This is a genomic window from Streptomyces sp. NPDC052114 (assembly GCF_040680155.1).
Classification (GTDB): domain Bacteria; phylum Actinomycetota; class Actinomycetes; order Streptomycetales; family Streptomycetaceae; genus Streptomyces.
The window spans coordinates 22114-40016 of record NZ_JBFAWC010000026.1 but is presented as its reverse complement, the minus strand read 5'-3'; the positions used below and the strand labels follow the sequence as shown (position 1 = coordinate 40016).

At 72.3% G+C, this 17903-nt stretch carries 16 protein-coding genes; 9 read left to right on the top strand and 7 right to left on the bottom strand.

Translation table 11 applies throughout. The features are described 5' to 3' along the window. The first annotated feature begins 49 nt into the window (after positions 1-49). On the top strand, positions 50-955 hold the full coding sequence (locus AB0L89_RS37270; protein WP_365151686.1) for a GntR family transcriptional regulator: 906 nt from the start codon (positions 50-52) through the stop codon (positions 953-955). 123 nt (positions 956-1078) lie between these two features. Here the strand turns inward: AB0L89_RS37270 and AB0L89_RS37265 are convergent, their stop codons facing one another. Beyond that, entirely contained in the window at positions 1079-1267 is a 189-nt protein-coding gene (locus AB0L89_RS37265; protein WP_365151684.1) for a hypothetical protein, read from the bottom strand. A 136-nt stretch (positions 1268-1403) separates the two neighbouring features. Here AB0L89_RS37265 and AB0L89_RS37260 point away from each other — a divergent pair, with 136 nt between their 5' ends. From AB0L89_RS37260 to AB0L89_RS37245, 4 genes are all read left to right on the top strand, one after another. Then, positions 1404-2318 (top strand): winged helix-turn-helix domain-containing protein, encoded by a 915-nt coding sequence (locus tag AB0L89_RS37260; protein ID WP_365151814.1) that lies wholly within the window; start codon positions 1404-1406, stop codon positions 2316-2318. A gap of 42 nt (positions 2319-2360) precedes the next feature. Next, positions 2361-3086: an HAD family hydrolase gene (locus AB0L89_RS37255; protein WP_365151812.1), complete on the top strand. Its 726-nt coding sequence runs from the start codon at positions 2361-2363 to the stop codon at positions 3084-3086. Positions 3087-3309: 223 nt separating this feature from the next. Further along, the gene (locus AB0L89_RS37250) at positions 3310-5202 is read left to right on the top strand and encodes an HAD family hydrolase (RefSeq protein ID WP_365151682.1); all 1893 of its coding nucleotides are present in this window, start codon (positions 3310-3312) and stop codon (positions 5200-5202) included. Positions 5203-5298: 96 nt separating this feature from the next. Then, positions 5299-6168: an ATP/GTP-binding protein gene (locus tag AB0L89_RS37245; RefSeq protein ID WP_365151680.1), complete on the top strand. Its 870-nt coding sequence runs from the start codon at positions 5299-5301 to the stop codon at positions 6166-6168. Here the strand turns inward: AB0L89_RS37245 and AB0L89_RS37240 are convergent. Together AB0L89_RS37240 and AB0L89_RS37235 are read right to left on the bottom strand one after the other, a co-directional pair. Then, positions 6149-6916 (bottom strand): ABC transporter permease, encoded by a 768-nt coding sequence (locus AB0L89_RS37240; RefSeq protein WP_365151678.1) that lies wholly within the window; start codon positions 6914-6916, stop codon positions 6149-6151. The two genes, AB0L89_RS37245 and AB0L89_RS37240, sit on opposite strands and share 20 nt — an antisense overlap. Next, positions 6909-7856 carry an ATP-binding cassette domain-containing protein gene (locus tag AB0L89_RS37235; protein ID WP_365151676.1) on the bottom strand — a complete coding sequence of 316 codons (948 nt, stop codon included), beginning with the start codon at positions 7854-7856 and terminating at the stop codon, positions 6909-6911. The genes AB0L89_RS37240 and AB0L89_RS37235 overlap by 8 nt, the downstream gene beginning before the upstream one ends. Positions 7857-8094: 238 nt before the next feature. Between AB0L89_RS37235 and AB0L89_RS37230 the strand changes: the two genes are divergently transcribed. Continuing rightward, positions 8095-8832: a TetR/AcrR family transcriptional regulator gene (locus AB0L89_RS37230; RefSeq protein ID WP_365151674.1), complete on the top strand. Its 738-nt coding sequence runs from the start codon at positions 8095-8097 to the stop codon at positions 8830-8832. Positions 8833-8869: 37 nt separating this feature from the next. On the opposite strand, the gene AB0L89_RS37225 is transcribed toward AB0L89_RS37230, so the two are convergent. After that, complete coding sequence (locus tag AB0L89_RS37225; RefSeq protein ID WP_365151672.1) at positions 8870-9559, bottom strand: TetR/AcrR family transcriptional regulator; 690 nt, start codon at positions 9557-9559, stop codon at positions 8870-8872. Positions 9560-9626: 67 nt separating this feature from the next. Here AB0L89_RS37225 and AB0L89_RS37220 point away from each other — a divergent pair, with 67 nt between their 5' ends. Next, positions 9627-11744 carry an AAA family ATPase gene (locus AB0L89_RS37220; RefSeq protein WP_365151670.1) on the top strand — a complete coding sequence of 706 codons (2118 nt, stop codon included), beginning with the start codon at positions 9627-9629 and terminating at the stop codon, positions 11742-11744. A gap of 18 nt (positions 11745-11762) precedes the next feature. On the opposite strand, the gene AB0L89_RS37215 is transcribed toward AB0L89_RS37220, so the two are convergent. Both AB0L89_RS37215 and AB0L89_RS37210 read right to left on the bottom strand, forming a co-directional pair. Further along, positions 11763-13238 (bottom strand): penicillin-binding protein 2, encoded by a 1476-nt coding sequence (locus tag AB0L89_RS37215; protein WP_365151668.1) that lies wholly within the window; start codon positions 13236-13238, stop codon positions 11763-11765. 105 nt (positions 13239-13343) lie between these two features. Then, complete coding sequence (locus AB0L89_RS37210; RefSeq protein ID WP_365151666.1) at positions 13344-14246, bottom strand: NAD(P)-binding domain-containing protein; 903 nt, start codon at positions 14244-14246, stop codon at positions 13344-13346. Positions 14247-14366: 120 nt separating this feature from the next. Between AB0L89_RS37210 and AB0L89_RS37205 the strand changes: the two genes are divergently transcribed. Next, positions 14367-15395: a helix-turn-helix domain-containing protein gene (locus tag AB0L89_RS37205; RefSeq protein ID WP_365151664.1), complete on the top strand. Its 1029-nt coding sequence runs from the start codon at positions 14367-14369 to the stop codon at positions 15393-15395. Between the two features lie 20 nt (positions 15396-15415). Here the strand turns inward: AB0L89_RS37205 and AB0L89_RS37200 are convergent, their stop codons facing one another. Then, complete coding sequence (locus tag AB0L89_RS37200; protein WP_365151662.1) at positions 15416-16471, bottom strand: PHB depolymerase family esterase; 1056 nt, start codon at positions 16469-16471, stop codon at positions 15416-15418. A 246-nt stretch (positions 16472-16717) separates the two neighbouring features. Here AB0L89_RS37200 and AB0L89_RS37195 point away from each other — a divergent pair, with 246 nt between their 5' ends. After that, a complete protein-coding gene (locus AB0L89_RS37195; RefSeq protein ID WP_365151660.1) occupies positions 16718-17899 on the top strand; it encodes an alkene reductase in 1182 nt (393 codons plus the stop codon). The last annotated feature ends 4 nt before the right edge of the window (positions 17900-17903 follow it).

Genomic DNA, 17903 nt, shown 5'->3' with positions numbered 1-17903 from the left:
ACCTTTCCTGCAACTCCCCTAAGATGGCGCGAAGTTGTACTGTTTGGTTGTGAGCGCGGAACATGCCGCCGTCAACGGGCGGAAGAGGGCGCAGCGGTCCCACCGTGACGTCGCCGACGTGCTGCGCGACCGGATCAGATCCGGGTCGCTGCGGGCGGGTCAGCGCATGCCCACGCAGGCCGAGCTGGCCGACGAGTTCGGTGTGGAGCGCGGCGCGGTGCGCGAGGCGCTGCGCATACTGCACCGCGAGCATCTGCTGTCCAACGTGTCCAAGGGCAGCCCCGCCACGGTCGCGGAGGCCTCGGAGCGCGCGCTGGCCGGGGCCGGCGCGGTGCGGCCGCAGCCCACGATGGTCGGCCTGGCGCCCCGCATCGCCGCCGCCTTCGAGGTGCCGCACGTGGAGATAGACGCCCTCTGTCTCACCTCTGTCTCCCTCACCATGGCCATCGGCGAGCCACTGCGGCGGATCCACGCGGGGCAGCGGAAACCGGCCAAGGTCGACGTCCGGGTGCTGCTGCCGAGCCGCGACATCGACCTCGCCTTCCCGGCCCCCGTCGACGTGCGGCACGAGGACGGCGGCCAGGTGCACCGGCGCTGGCTCGACCAGCGCAACGCGCAGGGGCAGGTGCTGCGCCACAACCTCCTCGCGCTGCGGGCCTCGCACGGCATCGACGTGTCGGTGCAGTTCCGGGCGCTGCCGTTCACGCCGCCGGTGAAGCTGTACCTGATCAACGGCTCCGAGGCGCTCTTCGCGTACTACACGCTCACCAAGCGCGACGAGGAGATAGGGCAGGCGTCCCTGGAGATGTACGACGCGCAGGGCACGCAGTCGATGCTGTTTCCGTTCCAGCAGGGCGACGGGCTGCGGGACACCACGTTCGTGGAGCAGTCCCACCTCTGGTTCAACGCGCTGTGGAGCACGATCAGCCAGGACCTGGAGCTGGCGCCGGGTTAGGGGGATCCGGTGCCGCGCGGGGGGCCCGCGGGGGGCCAGGGGGAGGAGCCGGCGGAGGGCCGGGGGAGGCGACGGAGGGCCAAGGTCTCCGCCGAGGGGCCTCCGGCACCTCCGCCGACTCGGTCAGCTCGCCGGTCCCGTCATCATCAGGGCGAGGACGGCGGCACCGACGGAGCTGCACGTGGGGCTCTTCGCCTTGACGCCGATGGCCAGCAGCAGGAGGCCGACGATGCCGAGCGGTCCGTACGTCCACCGCACGAGCGGCTCCACGGCGACGGCGGCCAGGGCGGCGAGGAGGGCGAGAACGGGCATGGTGGTTCCTCCTACTGCCATCTTGAGCCAGTTGGCAACCAACTCTCCTTGAGTGGTCCCCACTTGGTATGAGGGCATAAACAACTCACCTTCAACTTCCCTGCAACTCCCGCGAGATGGCGGTCAGTTGTATCGTCTGGTCGTGACTCAGGAGAACGTGGCAGTGAACGGCAGCAGGAAACGCTCACCCCAGGACATCGCCGACACGCTCCGCGAACGCATCCGTGCGGGCGAGCTCAAGGCGGGCGACCGCCTGCCGACCCAGGCCGAACTGGCCGACGAGTTCGGCGTCGAACGCGGCACCGTGCGCCAGGCGATGAAGAGGCTCCAGAGCGAAGGTCTCCTCTCCAACGTGAGCAAGGGGAGCCCGCCGCGGGTCGCGGACTCGGCCCCCGCTCCCGCCGCCGCGAACACGGGCCCGCAGCCCTCGATGGTGGCGCTTGCGCCGCGGCTGGCGGCGGCTTTCGGGGAGGCGGACGTGCGGATCGACGTGGTGTCGTACACCGCGGAGACGCTGATGATCGCCCTGGGGGAGCCGGTGCGGCTCATCCACGAGGGCCGGATCCGCCCCGAGTCCATCAAGGTGCGCATTCTGCTGCCGAGCAGCGACATAGAGCTGGCCTTCCCCGTGCCGATCGAGGAGGACGCCCAGAGCGCGGACCGGCTCCACCGGCGCTGGCTGGCCCAGCGCAACACGCAGGGCCAGGTGCTGCGCCACAACCTCCGTGCCCTGCGTTCCTCGCACGGCATCGACGTCTCCGTGAGCTTCCGCGCCCTGCCGTTCACCACGCCGGTCAAGCTCTATCTCCTGAACGGGCGGGAGGCGCTGCTCGCGTACTACACGATCGGCAGGGACCAGGTGGAGCTGGAGGCGGACGACGCGAGCGAGAGCGAGGTGGTGAACTCCTATGACGCCGGGGGCATCAAGGCGCCGCTGTTCTCGTTCGAGAGGCTCGGTCCCTCCTCGCGCGACGCCATGTTCGTCGAAGAGTCCCAGAAGTGGTTCGACGCACTCTGGGCAACCATCACGACGGACCTGACACTCTCTTAGGTGACCTCAGACTCGACGCACTATGACTCGACATGGCCCGAGATGATCGATGAATCGAGCGAGAAGCTACGCAATCTGATCGAACCCGTTCGCTTCGCGCTCTTCGACTTCGACGGTCCCATCTGCCGTCTCTTCGCGGGCCGCAGGGCCGACGACGTGGCGAAGGACCTGGTGCAGCGGCTGGCGGGGCGGGGCCTGCGCGGCCTGCTCACCCCCGAGGAGCGGGTGGAGGCCGATCCGTACATCGTGCTGCGCGCCGTCGACCGCCGCCATCCCCGCAGCGATCTGGTCGAGGAGCTGGAGAGGTGGCTCACCCAGCAGGAACTGGATGCCGCGGCCTCCGCCTGGCCCACCGCGTACGTCGACCCGCTGATCCGCACCTGGGACGCGATCGACACCCGGCTCGCCGTGACGACCAACAACGCCCCGGGCCCGGTGAATCGTTACCTCGAATCGCGCGGCCTCCTGAAGTGCTTCGCCCCGCACATCTACGGCCGCACGGGCAACCTCAGCCTGCTCAAGCCCCACCCGTACTGCGTGAACCGCGCCCTGAGCGCGATGGGCGCCGACCCGGAGCGCACCCTGATGATCGGCGACGCGCCGTCGGACTACCTCGCGGCCCGGCGCGCGGGCGTCCGCTTCCTGGGTTACGCGCGTAACAAGCGCAAAGCCACCCTGCTGCACGAGGCGGGCGCACGCGAGCTGGTCTCGTCCCTCGAACCCGTCCTGAGGGTCGTCCACGCGGCAGGCGAACACAAGGCGAGGTAGGCGAACACAAGACGGAGAAAAGGAGGGGCCGGACGCGGTAAAACGGCACGCCGATGTCCACATCCTGGCATGTGGCAGGAACGGTTCCGTTGAACGGCTAACCTCTGCGCTCATGCCGTCATCTCCGCCCCGCATTCCCCACGGGGCGCCGAAGAGCGGTCGCCGTGAGTCGTGGATCCGACGCCTCGCCGACACGCACAGGAACCACCCGGACCGCCAAGTGGTGACCGGTCACCACAACATCAACTACGTGGTGCCGCTCGGCTGGTCGCTCGCCTTGCTGTTGCACACGATGCCGTTCCGGGCGCGGGTCAAGTGCCGGATGCCGCGCGAGGCCGTGGAGGTGGTGCCGCGCATCTGGCCGAGCGAGGCGAAGCTCCTCACGGTCGTGAGCCGGCACCTCAAGGAGGTCCCGCGCTGCTTCCGGGACTTCGGGGACTGGTCGCTGCACTCCTACCGGGCGGGCACGGTGCTCTCCGAGGCCCACCCCGAGGGGCCCGTCGGCGAGCAGATCATGGGCCGGTTCGCCGAGTTCTTCGCCAGGACGGCGGCCGTGCCCGAGGAGGAACTGCCGCCCAGACCCGCCGGCTGGCCCGAGAACCGGCAGAGCCAGCGGTTCCTCGACTGGCTGATCGACTTCGCCGAGGACCGTGTGCACGGACCGAACCGCTGGCGGTTCGAGGACCTCTTCACGGCCGTCGGCATCCGCCCGGACATCATGACGGCGTTCCGGGACGACCCGGAACGCCCGCCCCTGACACCGCGCAGCTTCTGTCTCCTCCACACCGATGTGCATCGCGCAAACGTCGTCGTCGACCGCAAACAGATCGCCGTCATCGACTGGGAGGCGGCGATGTACGGCGACCCCGTGCACGACCTCGCCACCCATCTTGTCCGCATGGACTACGCCAAGGAGGAGCAGACCGCGATGACGCGGCTGTGGGCCGAGGCGATGGAGCGGGCGGGCCACCAGGACATGACGGCGGGGCTCGACGCCGATCTGCCGGTCTACCTGGACTTCGAGTACGCCCAGTCCGTCTTCCCCGACGTCATGCGGGCCGCCCTGGGCCTGACCGTGCTGCCGGGTGTGCCGGACGCGGCCGACTACGCGGGCGCGGCCGTCCGGGTCTGCCGGGCGTTGCGGCGCGCGGCCGAACCCCTGAAGCTGGAGGAAGTGCCCGACGAGGGCCGGGCGGCACGGGCCCTGCGGGACTGGTACGAGGGGCCGTTCGGCCGCGCCCTGAGCGACGGGGCGGGGCGCCGGACGGAGAGCGGGACCGGTGACGCCGCCGATGACGCCGACGGACGGGGCCGGAGAGACGTGACGGGTGCCGAGGGGCAGGAGGCGGCCGCCGAGGGGCACGCCGGGGGTGCCGCGGGCCGCGCGGAGCGGGCCTTGACGCATGAACTGCGAGAGGTGCGGCGCCTTTTGGCGGTCCCCGCCGACGGCTGTGTGCTCTTCGACTTCGACGGCCCCCTCTGCCGGCTCTTCCCCGACGGGTCCTCCAAGCGCGTCGCCGACGACCTCAGGGAGCTGGCCCGGCGCCACGGCATCGACGGCGTCCTCACGCCCGAGGAAGAGGGGTCCATCGACCCCCACGACGTACTGCGCGCCATGGACCGGGCCCTTGCGGACCGCGCCCTGCTCGCCGAGTTCGAGACGCTCCTGACGGCGGGCGAGGCGACGGCGGCGCTCACGGCTTTGCCCACCCCCGGCGCCCACCGGCTCGTCCGCGCGCTGCGGGCGCGGGGCACGCGGATCGCCGTCGTCACCAACAACGCGCCGCGCGCCGTCGCCGCCCACCTCCACCGGCACGGCCTCACCGACGCCTTCGGCCCGCACATCTACGGCCGTACGGACCGCCCCGACCTCCTCAAACCGCACCCCGACAGCCTCGAACGCGCCCTGCGCGGGCTGGGTGCCGAGCCCGCCGACGCGCTCATGATCGGCGACACGGCGACCGACCTGGGCGCGGCGCGGGACGCCAAGGTCCTCTTCGTGGGCTACGCCCGCAACGAGGGCAAGGAGTCGGCGCTGCGCGCGGCGGGCGCCGACCTCGTCCTGCGCTCGCTCGAACCGTTGCTCGGGGTGCTGCGCGCACCGAAGGCGCCCTGATCCGTCGGCGCTCTTCCTGACCGCGCGGGCACCGGGCACCATGGCCTGGCTGTTGGGCGTACCGCTCAACTCACCTGACTGCGGGGAGGTTTGGTGATGGCGGGTGGTCGACGTGGGACGCGGCCCACGGAGAGCTGGGCCAGGGCGGAGAGCTTCGTCACCAAGACGGCGCTGCTCGGTGTGTTCGTCCTCGGTCTGGTCGCGCAGTTCGTGCAGCCGGTGGGGGACGCCCTGGAGGGCAAGGCGTTTCTCGGCGGTGCCCTCCTCAGCCTGGTCGCCTTCGTCCTCTACGGCGAGCTGCGGGGGCTCAAGGACGCCCTGAGGCCCGCGGTCAGGGACGAGGTGCCGACCGCGGACCTGGGAGAGTACTTCGACCGTGCGCTGGCGGCGCGGAAGAGGGACAGAAGGACCCGGATCGACGCCGTCGGATTCACCGGTGAGACCGTGCTGTATCCGATCAGCCGCAGCCTGGAGGTCCTCGACGCGGGCGCGCGGCGCGTGGTGACGCTGCGGATCCTCGTGCCGGACTTCACGGCCGAGATGGCGATACCCGGCATGCTGGACGAGCGGGGCAGGGCCGTGGACGACCCGCTGTTCCGCGCCGAACTGCTGCGCAAGGTCCAGCAGTACGAGTCCACGATGAAGGATCTCGCCCGGCGGCTGCGGCACCAGGACCGGGCCGACCTCGACGCGGAGTTCCGCGCCCTGCGCATCACGCCGGGGCTGAAGTTCTGCCTGATCGACCGCGAGGAACTCTTCGACGGCATCTACGACAAGCTGGAGGAGCGGCCGGCCGGCACGGGTCCGGAGCGGCAGGTGCTCGACCTCATGGGCTACCACGCGATCCTCACCCGCTGGCATTCCGCGTCGGGCGCCGCGGGCCGGGAGAAGATCACGCAGCGCCAGGACTACTTCGACGCGCTGTGGGCGGTGTCCTCGCCCCTCCCTACCGGGAACGCCTCCTGAACAGGACGGCGGAGAGGGCGACGGAGACCAGGAGAATGCCCGCGCACCACGTCAGGGCCAGCCACGGGGTGTGGCCCACCGGCTGGTTCAGGAGGAGGCCCCGCAGGGATTCGATGACCGGGGTCACCGGCTGGTGGTCGGCGAAGGCCGCGAGCCACGACGGCATCGTGTCGGTGCGGACGAAGGCGCTGCTGGGGTAGGGCAGGAAGCTCACGAAGAACGTGAAACCGCCCGCCGCCTCGGGGGATTGGGCGAGCAGGCCCACCGTCGCCGAGAGCCACGACAGCGCGAGGACGAAGGCGACGAGCACGGCCGCCGCCGCGAGCCAGCCCGACGGGGTCGCCGCCGGACGGAAGCCGATCGCGTAGGCCACGCCGAGGACGAGGGTCGTCGCGACGAGGTTGCGGGCCGTGGAGGCCAGGACGTGTCCCGTCAGGAACGCGGCCCCGCCGATGTCGAGCGAGCGGAAGCGGTCGACGATCCCGCCCTTGAGGTCCTCGGTCACGGCGATGGCCGTGTTCGCCGAGCCGAAGCCGGCGCAGAGCAGGAGGACTCCGGGGACGACGTACGTGACGTACGCCGTGCCCGTCTCGATCGCCCCGCCGAAGAAGTACACGAAGATCAGGAGCAGCATCACCGGCAGTGCGAGCGCCGTGATCAGTGCGTCGGTGTTGCGGCTGCTCAGCCGCAGGGAGCGGCCGGTCATCGTGAGGGCGTGGGGCAGGGGGAGGCGCAGGGTCTCAGGCATGGGCGGGCTCCTTGGCGGAGTGCGTGGCGGTGGGGCCCGTGAGCGCGAGGAAGACGTCGTCCAGCGTCGCCGTGCGGACCGCGAAGTCCGCGATGTCCGTGCGGTGCGGGTCGAGTTCGTCGAGCAGGGCGCGTACGTGGGGCGCGGTGCCGTCGGTCGGGATGCCGAGGGTGAGCGTGTCGGGGGCGTGGTGGACCGCGCGGTCCGTCAGGCGGAGGTAGGCGGCCTGCGTGGTGAGCGTGAGGTCCACGCGGTGGCCCGCCACGCGTGACTTGAGCGCGTCCGCCGTGCCGTCGGCGACCACCCGGCCCTCGTGGAGCACCGCGATGTGGTCGGCAAGGCGGTCGGCCTCCTCCAGGTACTGGGTGGTGAGGAAGACCGTGGTGCCCTGCGCGGTCAGCTCGCGGACCACCGTCCACATCTCCTGGCGGCTGCGCGGGTCGAGGCCCGTCGTCGGCTCGTCCAGGAAGATCACCTCGGGGTCGCCGACCAGCCCCGCCGCCAGGTCGACGCGGCGGCGCATGCCGCCCGAGTACGTGCCGACCAGGCGGTCGCCCGCGTCGGTGAGCCCGAAGCGGGCGAGGAGCGCGGTGGCGCGGGCGCGGGCCGCGGGGCGGGACAGGCCGGCGAGCCGCGCCATCATCCGGAGGTTCTCGGCGCCGGTCTGCTTCTCGTCGACGGCCGCGTACTGCCCGGTGAGGCTGAGCGCGCGGCGGGCCGCCCGACGGTGCGTGCGGGTGTCGTGCCCCGCGATCCGCGCCGTGCCCGCGTCGGGCTCGGTGAGGGTGGCGAGGATGCGGACGGTGGTGGTCTTGCCCGCGCCGTTCTGGCCGAGCAGGGCGAAGACGGTGCCGGGCGGCACGGACAGGTCGACGCCGCGCAGGACGGAGACGGCGCCGTAGGTCTTGTGGAGGCCGGTGGCCTCGATGGCTGGACGCATGGGTACTCCTCAGCTATTGCGTAAGGCATACGCATTACTGTTTAAGGGTTACGCAGAACTAGGATGTGCGTCAAGCGTGACCGGGGAGAGGGCGAAGGGATCGGGTGTGGCGGGCGACAAGGGTGAAGGCGCGGGGCCGGCCCCGGGGCGTCCTGCCGGGTCCGGCTCCGGGCTGTCCGCCGAGTCCGCCCCCGGGCCGGTCGTGGGCCCCCCTGTCGGATCCACGGGGCTGACCGCCGTGCTCGAAACGGCCTGGGGGCTGCGCGAACGCCCCTCGAAGGGGCCCAGGCCCGGACTCACCCTGGACCGCATCGTCGCCACCGGCATCGCCGTCGCGTCGGGGGAGGGCATCGGGGCGGTGTCCATGGGGCGGATCGCCAAGGAACTCGGCGTCTCGACGATGTCCCTCTACCGGTACGTCTCCGCCAGGGACGAGCTGTACGTCCTGATGCAGGACGAGGCGACGGGGGTGCCGCCGCGGCGTCCGGAGTCCGCGGCGGGCTGGCGCGCGGGCCTCGCGTGGTGGGCCCGGGAGCAGCGCTCCGTCTTCCAGCGGAACCTGTGGCTGCTGCGCATGCCCGTCAGCTCACCGCCCGCGACGCCGCACGGCCTGGAGTGGATGGAGAGCGGCCTCGAAACCCTCGACGGCAGCGGCATGGACGAGGGCTGGATGATCTCCGTACTGATGCTGGTCGGCGGCTACGTCCGCAGCGAGGTCTCCCTCATGGCCGACCTCGACGCCGCGATGCGGGCGGAGGGCCTCGCGCCGGATGAGGTCATGCGGCGCTACGAACGCACGGTCGACGCCCTGACCGCGACCGCCCCCGACCGCTTCCCCATGCTGCGGCGACTGCTCGGGACCGGGGCGCTGGGCGAGGCGGACGCGGCGGACGCGGAGTTCGAGTTCGGGCTCGAACGGGTGCTGGACGGGGTGGCCGTGTCGCTGGAGGGGCCGCGGGGGCGGCGCGAGGGCTGAGCCGGACGGCTCGGGCCCGGCCTGCCACCGCGCCCGCTCACGCGTACCGCGCAAGCCCCGACCGCAGCTGGCCGAACGCCCGGTTCGTCGACGTCACCGCGTCCGCCAGGACCTCGTCCGCCGGCTCGCCCGCCGCGATGCGGCGCCAGTTCTCGCTCGCGAGGACGCGCTGGACGGCGACGATCTGGGCGGCGGCGATGCGGGCCTCCAGCGTGTCGCCGCCGTGGGCGTCCACCAGGGCTGCGGCCAGGGCCTGTTCGGAGCGGTCCTGGTAGCCGTGGAGGCGGGCCACCAGTGACGGGGTGCCGTAGAGGAGGCGGTGGAAGGACAGGACGCCGGGGTGGTCGTTGAGGCCCGTCACCGGGTCGTGGCGCTCCAGGCCGTCGAGGAAGTGCCGCTGAAGTGCGTCGAGCGCGGCGCGCTCGGCCGGGCGGCCGGCGACCACGCGGGCCGCCTCGTCCTCGTGGTCCGCGAAGCGGTGCAGGACCAGGTCCTCCTTCGACGGGAAGTAGCGGAACAGGGTCGGCTTGGAGATCTCGGCCGCCGCCGCCACCTCCGCCACCGACACCTTCTCGAAGCCCTTCTCCAGGAACAGCGCGATCGCCGTCTCCGAGATCACCTCGTACCTGCGCTGCTTCTTGCGTGCCCGCAGCCCCTCCGCCGGAGGGGCTGCGGTGCCGGTGCGCGCACTCGTGTCGACGCTGCCCTTGCCGCTCTCGCTGTCCATGGAGGGAAGTGTAGGCCTCAATGGAACCGGGTTACAAATTTAACTCGGTTACATTATTCTGGTCGGCATGACGACGACGCCCGATGCTCCCGCCGCCCAGCCGACCGACGCCTCCGCCCGGGCCTCCGACGGTCACGCCGCCGACGGCCACGCCCCCGACGCCCTCGCCCAGGAGCGCGGCTACCACGACGCCTGCCGCGCCGCCCTCACCGGCATGATCGAAGGGGTGGAGGAGCGGGTCGTCGGAGGGTCGGACGTCTCCGCGTCCGGCGCCGACGCCGAAGTCCTCGGCTACGAGTTCCGCAGCCAGGCCAAGGTCATGCGCGAGCTGCCCCAAGGGCCGTTGTTCTTCGGCCGGTTGGACTTCGCGGACGGCGGGGCCGAAGGGGCGCGCGCCGGTGATCACCGCGGGCAGCGCTATCACATCGGGCGGCTGCGCGTGACCGAGCACCCCTCCGCCCCGCCCCTGGTCGTCGACTGGCGCGCCCCCGTCTCCCGCGCCTTCTACCAGGCCGGCGCCCGCGACCCCCAAGGCGTCGCCGTACGCCGCCGGTTCGGCTGGGCCCCCGGCAGCAGGGGCGACTCCGCCGACCTCACCGGCATGGAGGACGAGCTCCTGACGGAAGCCGCCCCCACCGCCCACAGCCGCATCCTCGCCGGTGAGATCGAGCGGCCCCGCGTCGGCCCCATGCGCGACATCGCCGCCACCATCCAGCCCGAGCAGGACGACCTCGTCCGCGGCGAACTCGCCGCCTCCGTCTGCGTCCAGGGCGCCCCCGGCACCGGCAAGACCGCCGTGGGCCTGCACCGCGCCGCGTATCTCCTCTACACCCACCCCCAGCGCGTGCAGCGTTCCGGGCTCCTGATCCTCGGACCCAACCGCACCTTCCTCCGCTACATCGCCGAGGTGCTGCCCTCCCTCGGCGAGACCGGCGTACGGCAGTCGACCGTCCAGGACGAGTTCGGGAGCCACCCGGTGCGCGCCCACGACGACGAGGCCACCGCCGCCGTCAAGCACGACGCCCGGACGGCCGAGGTGCTGCGCCGCGCGCTCTACTCCCGGGTGGCGGCGCCCGCCGACTCGCTCGCGGTGCCGGACGGTTCGTACCGCTGGCGGGTGCCGCTCGGGGAACTGGAGCGGATCATCGAGGACGTACGCGAGGAGGAACCGCCCTACGCCGTAGGGCGCGAGCGCGTGCGCAACCGCGTCGTACGGGCCATCCAGGAGCAGGCCGAGCGCCGGTCGGGGCCGCGGAACAACACCTGGCTCCAGAAGATCGGCAGGGCCCGCCCCGTCAGCGCCTTCGTCGACGCCGCCTGGCCCAGGGTCCGGGCGGACGAGGTGCTCGCCGCCCTGTTCACCGACGCGGACGCGCTCGCCGCGGCGGCGGACGGTGTCCTGGACGCCGCGGAGCAGCGGGCGCTCCTGTGGGCGAAGCCCCCGCGCTCGTACAAGTCGGCCAAGTGGAGCGCCGCCGACCTGATCCTGCTCGACGAGGTCGAGGGCCTCCTGGAGCGCCCGGCCGGGTACGGCCACATCGTCGTCGACGAGGCGCAGGACCTCTCGCCCATGGAGTGCCGGGCGATCGCGCGGCGCGCGGACTTCGGCTCGCTGACCGTGCTCGGCGACCTCGCCCAGGCCACCACCCCCTGGGCGGCGCGCAGTTGGTCCGAGCTGCTCGCCCACCTCGGCAAGCCGGACGCCACGGTGACCCCGCTGACCACCGGGTTCCGGGTGCCGCGCGCGATCGTCGCCCTCGCCAACGAACTGCTCGCCCGCCTCGACGTGGACGTGCCGCCCGCCCGTTCGATGCGCGGGGACGGGGAGCTGAGGGTCAGGGAGGTGCCGGACGTGGCCGCCGCCACCGTCGACGCGGTGCGCGGGGCGCTCGGCCGGGAGGGCTCGATCGGGGTCATCGCCGCCGACGCGGACGTCGACCGGCTGCGCGCCGCGCTGGCCGCCGCCGGTGTCGAGACCGCAGGACCGGACGAACTGGGCTCCCGCGTCACGCTGTTGCCCGCCTCCGTCGCCAAGGGGCTGGAGTACGACCACGTCGTGGCCGTCGAACCGGCGGCCGTCGCGGAGGCCGAGGCGCGCGGACTCCACCGGCTGTACGTCGTCCTGACCCGCGCGGTGTCCCGGCTCGACGTCCTGCACAGCCGGCCGCTGCCGTGGCGGGCGTGAGCCCGGGGCCGTACCGCGCTACCGCGACAGCACCGCCTCCATGACCGCCTTCGCGATCGGCGCCCCCAGCTTGCCGCCCGCGATCTCCTCGCGCGCGATGTTCATGTCGGACGGGTCGACGAAGACGGCGACGGCGACGGGCGACTCGCCGTCGTCGTTCTTGGCGTAGGAGACGAACCACGCGTACGGGCGCTCGTCGCTGACGTTCGCGCCGTGCTGGGCCGTGCCGGTCTTGCCGCCGACCGTGACGCCGTCGATCCGCGCCTTGTTGGCCGTGCCGTTCTCGACGGTGTTCTCCATCATGTCCTGCACCGTCTTCGCGGTCTTCTCGGAGACGGCCTGGTTCAGGGTGTCGGGGGAGGCCTTCTCGATCGTCGAGAGGTCGGGGCCGCGCAACTCCTCGACCAGATAGGGCTTCATGACCTTGCCGTCGTTGGCGATGCCCGCCGCGACCATCGCCATCTGCAGCGGGGTGCTGGTCAGGCTGCCCTGGCCCATGCCGGTCAGCGCGGTCTGCGGCTGGTCGAGCTTCTCCGGGTAGCTGCTGGCGACCGCGCGTACGGGAATGAACTGCTCTTCGTTGAAGCCGAACTTCTCCGCCGTCTCGCGCATCTTGTCCTTGCCGAGCTTGTGCGCGAGGTCGAGGAAGACGTTGTTGCAGGACCACTGCATGCCGGTCTTCACGGAGACCTTGTCGCAGTTGGCGTCCGGCACGTCGTTGCCGATGCGGGTGGAGCTGAGGGGCAGCTTGTACGGGGTCGGGGCGCCGGTCGGCTTGTCGACGTCCGTCACCACGCCGTGCTCCAGGGCGGCGGCCGCCGTGAGGATCTTGAAGGTGGAGCCGGGCGGGTAGATCTCGCGCAGCGCGCGGTTGTTGAGCGGCTTGTCCTTGCGCTTGCCCAGCGCCGCGAACTTCTCGCCCTCGGCGGACGAGATGCCCGCGAAGACGGACGGGTCGTACGACGGGGTGCTGGCCAGGGCGAGCACCTTGCCGGAGCGGGGGTCGAGCGCGACGACGGCACCCTTGGCGTCCAGGTTCACCAGGCCGTCGTACGCCGCCTTCTGGGCCTTCGGGTCGATGGTGGTGACGACGTCGCCGCCCTGCTGCTTCTTGCCGGTCAGCATGTCCAGGGTGCGCTTGATGAAGAGCCGGTCGTCGTTGCCGCTGAGGATGCCGTTGTGCACGCCCTCCAGGAAGGTGGCGCCCTGGGCCTGCGAGAAGTAGCCCGTCACCGGCGCGTACATGGGGCCCTGCTTGAAGACCCGCTTGTACGTGAAGTCGGAGCCCGGGGTCTCCTTGGAGCCGGTGATGGACTTGCCGCCGACGATGATGTCGCCGCGGGGGTGGGAGAACGCCTCGATCTGCACGCGGCGGTTGTTCTTGTGGTTCGCCAGCTCGTCGTTCTCCGCGAACTGGACCCACGTCGCGCGCAGCAGCAGGGCGAGCGTGAGGATCCCGCAGAAGACGGCTATGTGCCGCAGCGGACGGTTCATGGATGGCTTCCCCCGGGCCGACGAATCGTTCCGATCCATCCTCTCCGCTCCCGCCGCCGAATGGGGCGTTTTCGGTGATCTTTCTCCGGCGCCCCCGCTCGGTGGCTACTTCGGGGTGGTGCCCCGCAGCACCTCGATCACGCTCGCGTAGCTGTCCCCGCCGTGGCCCGCCGCGGCCGTGCGCTCCATCGTCGCCTTCAGGAGCTCGGGCAGGCCGTTGTCGATGCCGCGTGCCTTCGCGGCGTGGATGAGGTGGTCGATCGCCGCGATCTGTACGTCGACGGTGGCGTCGTCGCCCGGGTACTTCCCGGCGTCGACCTGCGGCGCGTACGTCGACAGGAAGACGTTGACGGCGCCGTTCAGCCAGCGCAGCGCGACCTGCGTGAACGCCTCGGCCGACGTGCCCTGCGAGGTCACCAGGGCGGTGCCGTGCAGCCAGCCGGTGAACGCCGCCCACATCAGGCCGAGCAGCGCGGAGTCGTAGAGCGAGGCGAGGCCCGGCTCCGTGCCGAGGTGCAGCGGGTCGCCGAGCGCGGCGAGGGTGGCGCGGTGGGCCTCGAAGACGGCCTCCGAGCCGCTGTAGAGGAACATCATCTCCGGGCTGCCGACGCCGGGCGGGGTCGTCATGATGCCGCCGTCGAGGTAGTCGGCGCCGTGCGAGGCCGCCCACCGGGCCATCTCCTCGGCCTGCTCCGGCGCGCCGGAGGTGAGGTTGACCAGGGCCTTCCCGGCGAGGCCGCCCGCCTCGGCGACGGGGCCGAGGACGGTGCGCAGGGCGTCGTAGTCGAGGACGCAGGCGAGGACGAGGTCGCTCGCGGCGACGGCCTCCGCGGGGGTGGCGGCGACGCGCGCGCCCCGGGCGGCCAGCGGCCCGGCCTTCTGCGGGGAGCGGTTCCAGACGGTGGTGGGGTGGTCGCGGTCCAGGAGGGCGGACGCGAGGGCGGCGCCCATGAGGCCGAGGCCGATGACGGTGACGGGAGTGGCGTTCTTGCCGGTGGTGGCGTTCATGGGGACCACGTTCGCAGCGGGCGGGCGCCGTCGACAGTGACAGTGGTGACGGCGATCACCAAATTCCTGCCAGCCGTCGACGGCTCTCACCGGACGCGCCGACGACGTACGCTCGGGGAGATGAGCGCTGGTTCCGTCGCGGTCGTCGTGGCCGATGAGATAGGGATCCCATCCTGGGATCTGTACGAACTGAGCATCCCCCTGACGGTGTTCGGCAAGCCGCAGCCCGACCTGTCCGACCACTGGTACGACCTGCGGCTGTGCGCCTCGGGCGAACGGGACGCCAGTGGCGGCGACTTCGGGTTCGGCCTGCGCACCCCCTACGGCCTGGACGGGCTGGTCGGCGCCGACACCGTCGTCGTGACCTCGGTGCCGGACGCCTTTGTCGAGGAGGGCGCGCCGCTGCCGCCGGGGCTCACCGACGCCCTGCGCCGGGCGCACGAGTCGGGCGCCCGCATGGTCTCGCTGTGCACGGGCGCCTTCGCGCTCGCCGAGGCGGGCCTCCTCGACGGGCGCAGGGCCACCGCCCACTGGATGCACACCGCCCAACTGGCCGCCCGCTACCCGAAGGTGACCGTCGACGACTCCGTCCTCTACGTCGACGACGGCGACGTCCTGACCAGCGCCGGGCTCACCGCGGGCCTGGACCTCTGCCTCCACCTGGTCCGCCGCGACCTCGGCGCGCACGTCGCCAACCAGCTGGCCCGGCGCATGGTGGTGCCCGCCCATCGCCCCGGCGGGCAGTCCCAGTTCATCGACCTGTCCGTGCCCGAGACGGACGACGAGGGCCTCGGTCCCGTGCTGGACTGGGCCCGCGCCCGCCTCGACCGGCCGCTCACGGTCGACGACCTCGCGCGCCGCGCGGCCATGAGCCCGCGCACCTTCTACCGCAGGATCCAGGCGGCCACCGGCTCGACGCCCTTGCAGTGGCTGCTCAACCAGCGCCTCGCGCGGGCCCAGAGCCTCCTGGAGTCGACGGACCTGCCGGTGGAGAAGGTGGGCGAGCTCAGCGGACTCGGCACGGCGAACAACCTCCGCCACCACTTCCTCAAGCAGGTCGGGGTGTCGCCGGGGGAGTACCGGCGGGCGTTCTTCAGCCGCCCGGACGCCGGCGCGGACGCCGGTCCCGGCCCCCGCCTGGTGGCCTGAGGAACGAGCGGGCGGCCTGATCAGCCGCCCAGCCGCCGGACCATGCTCATGATCGCGGCGATCTGCCTGCCGCCCTGGTCGGCGTAGTGGGTGTCGCCTCCGTAGCCCCACCAGTTCCAGCAGCCGCGCGGGTTGTCGAGGGAGGTGGTGGCCTGCGGGTACAGGACGATCATGCGGTTGGTGTCGGCGTACTCGTTCAGATACGCCTGGCGCATGAACGCGTCGCCGATCTGGCCGTACGTCTGCTGACAGCCGTGCAGCGCGACCATGAGGCGGCACGGACCTCCGGCGGCGGAGTCGCAGGCCTTCGGCACGTAGGCGAAGCCGTCCCTGCCCATGCTGACGGCCGACGCGCTGCCGCCGGGCGCGTGGCGGTTCTGGTCGAAGCGGACGAGCGTGCCGTCGAGCGGTGCGGTGGTGGCGGGCCGGACCGGGGCGCCGAAGAGGTGCGTGAGCATGGCGCGTTCGGGGTCGTCGCCGCAGTTGTTGAGGTACGGCGACGCGGTGCTCGCGCACGGCACCTGGCCCAGCGGGGAGACCCAGGCGTGGCCCGCCGCCGAGGACGTGTCGTAGGAGACGTTCGCGCCGAAGTCCCGGTGGTACGCGGCGAGATCGTCGTTGACCGCGCGGTCGACGGTCCCGTCGTTGCCGCCGTGGTACAGCCAGACCGGGTCGCCCGACAGGTTCGCCACCGGGTCGACGCGGCCGGCGTCCGCGCGGTCCCGGGTCAGCCGCTCCAGCTGGGCCGGGGTCCTGCGCGGCAGGTACGTGTCCATGCACGCATACAGGGCGGTGTTGACGCTGCCCTGCGCGCAGTCGTACGCCCCGGCGCTGAAGATGCCCGCGCCGTCGAAGGTCGCGGAGTGCGCGACGTGCAGCTGGTCGGCGAGATAGCCGCCGGACGAGACGCCGGAGACGTACGCCGACCCGATGTCGTGGGCGGTCAGTTCACCGGGGATGGGGGAGGGGACGGCGGCGGTGGCGCCGCCCGCGCCGCCGAGGACGAGGGCGAAGGCGGCGGCCGTGCGGGGGAGGGTCTTCCTGAGGGTTCTCGTGAGGGACCTTCCGTACGTCATGAGTACCTCCGCGGGGGTGTGGGGGCCGCCATTCTGGGCGCTCCCCGCCACGGCGGACGAGGTGGGCCGGGGCCACACCGGGGCGGTGCGGGGTGTGGCGCGGAGCCATCGGGGAGGGGCCCGGCCGCCCCGCCGTCAGCGCACCGTCAGCGGTCCCGAAGCACTTCCGAAGCGCTCGCGAGCACAGTCGTCCCTGTCAGCCGAGCACGCGGACGCAGCGCCGCACCGCAGCACAGGGAGTACGTCATGACCACGACCGCCGAAGCGCCCGCCACCGCCACCACCACCGGGGCCGCCCCCGCCACCGTCACCACCTCCCCCCTCCTCCACCCCGCCCACCTCGGTGACCTCCCCCTCCCCAACCGCCTCGTCATGGCCCCCATGACCCGCAACCGCGCCTCCGCCGACGGCGTCCCGCAGCCCGTCATGGCCACCTACTACGCCCAGCGCGCCTCCGCCGGGCTGATCGTCGCCGAGGCGTCGACGCCCAACGCGGTCGGACAGACGTACGCCAACATCACCGCGATGCACAACGACGCGCACGTCGTGGGCTGGCGGCAGGTCACCGACGCCGTGCGCGCCGCGGGCGGCCGGATGTTCCTGCAACTGCAGCACGGCGGCCGGGTCGGGCACCCCGACAACAGTGGCCTGACGCCGGTCGCGCCCTCGCCGGTGCCGCTGCCGGACACCATCCACACGCCGAGCGGCCACCAACCCGCTGTCGAGCCGCGGGAGATGACCGTCGAGGAGATCGACGCGACCGTCGCCGACTTCGCGGCCGCCGCCCGCCGCGCGATCGACGCGGGCTTCGAGGGGGTCGAGGTGCACGCGGCCAACGGCTACCTCCTCCACCAGTTCCTCGCGAAGAACACCAACCGCCGCACCGACGCCTACGGCGGCCCGGTCGCCCACCGCGTCCGCTTCGTCGTCGAGGTCGTCCGCGCGGTCGCCGACGCGATCGGACCCGAGCGGGTCGGCGTACGCATCGCACCCGGCCTCACCGTCAACGGCATCGAGGAGGGCGACACCGACGCCCTCTACCCGGAGCTGATCGACGCCCTCAAGGGCATCCCCGGCGGCCCGCTCGCCTACCTCCACGTCGTCTTCGCCGACCCCGACAGCGCGTTCTTCCGGCGGATCCGCGCGAGCTGGCCGGGCACCCTCGTCGCCAACCCGGTCCTCGGGTGGGGCGGACCGCTGCCCGCCGACGGCGGCCGGCACGCGGGCGAGCGGCTGCTCGCGGCCGGGGCGGACCTCGTCTCGCTGGGCCGCGCGTTCCTCGCCAACCCCGACCTGGTCGAGCGGATGCGCGTCGGCGCACCGCTCAACCCCCTTCAGGACAAGGGCCTGATGTACGTGGGCGGGGCGGCGGGGTACACCGACTACCCGACCCTGAGCGAGGCCGCCGACGCCGGGACCCGTGGGTGACGGG

Bases quoted from the DNA above. Each gene is read 5' to 3' on its own strand.
- AB0L89_RS37225 (WP_365151672.1), bottom strand. From the start codon at position 9,559: ATGGACAGCGAGAGCGGCAAGGGCAGCGTCGACACGAGTGCGCGCACC.
- AB0L89_RS37200 (WP_365151662.1), bottom strand. From the start codon at position 16,471: ATGACGTACGGAAGGTCCCTCACGAGAACCCTCAGGAAGACCCTCCCC.
- AB0L89_RS37235 (WP_365151676.1), bottom strand. From the start codon at position 7,856: ATGCGTCCAGCCATCGAGGCCACCGGCCTCCACAAGACCTACGGCGCC.
- AB0L89_RS37210 (WP_365151666.1), bottom strand. From the start codon at position 14,246: ATGAACGCCACCACCGGCAAGAACGCCACTCCCGTCACCGTCATCGGC.
- AB0L89_RS37215 (WP_365151668.1), bottom strand. From the start codon at position 13,238: ATGAACCGTCCGCTGCGGCACATAGCCGTCTTCTGCGGGATCCTCACG.
- AB0L89_RS37265 (WP_365151684.1), bottom strand. From the start codon at position 1,267: ATGCCCGTTCTCGCCCTCCTCGCCGCCCTGGCCGCCGTCGCCGTGGAG.
- AB0L89_RS37195 (WP_365151660.1), top strand. From the start codon at position 16,718: ATGACCACGACCGCCGAAGCGCCCGCCACCGCCACCACCACCGGGGCC.
- AB0L89_RS37245 (WP_365151680.1), top strand. From the start codon at position 5,299: ATGGCGGGTGGTCGACGTGGGACGCGGCCCACGGAGAGCTGGGCCAGG.
- AB0L89_RS37220 (WP_365151670.1), top strand. From the start codon at position 9,627: ATGACGACGACGCCCGATGCTCCCGCCGCCCAGCCGACCGACGCCTCC.
- AB0L89_RS37255 (WP_365151812.1), top strand. From the start codon at position 2,361: ATGATCGATGAATCGAGCGAGAAGCTACGCAATCTGATCGAACCCGTT.
- AB0L89_RS37240 (WP_365151678.1), bottom strand. From the start codon at position 6,916: ATGCCTGAGACCCTGCGCCTCCCCCTGCCCCACGCCCTCACGATGACC.
- AB0L89_RS37205 (WP_365151664.1), top strand. From the start codon at position 14,367: ATGAGCGCTGGTTCCGTCGCGGTCGTCGTGGCCGATGAGATAGGGATC.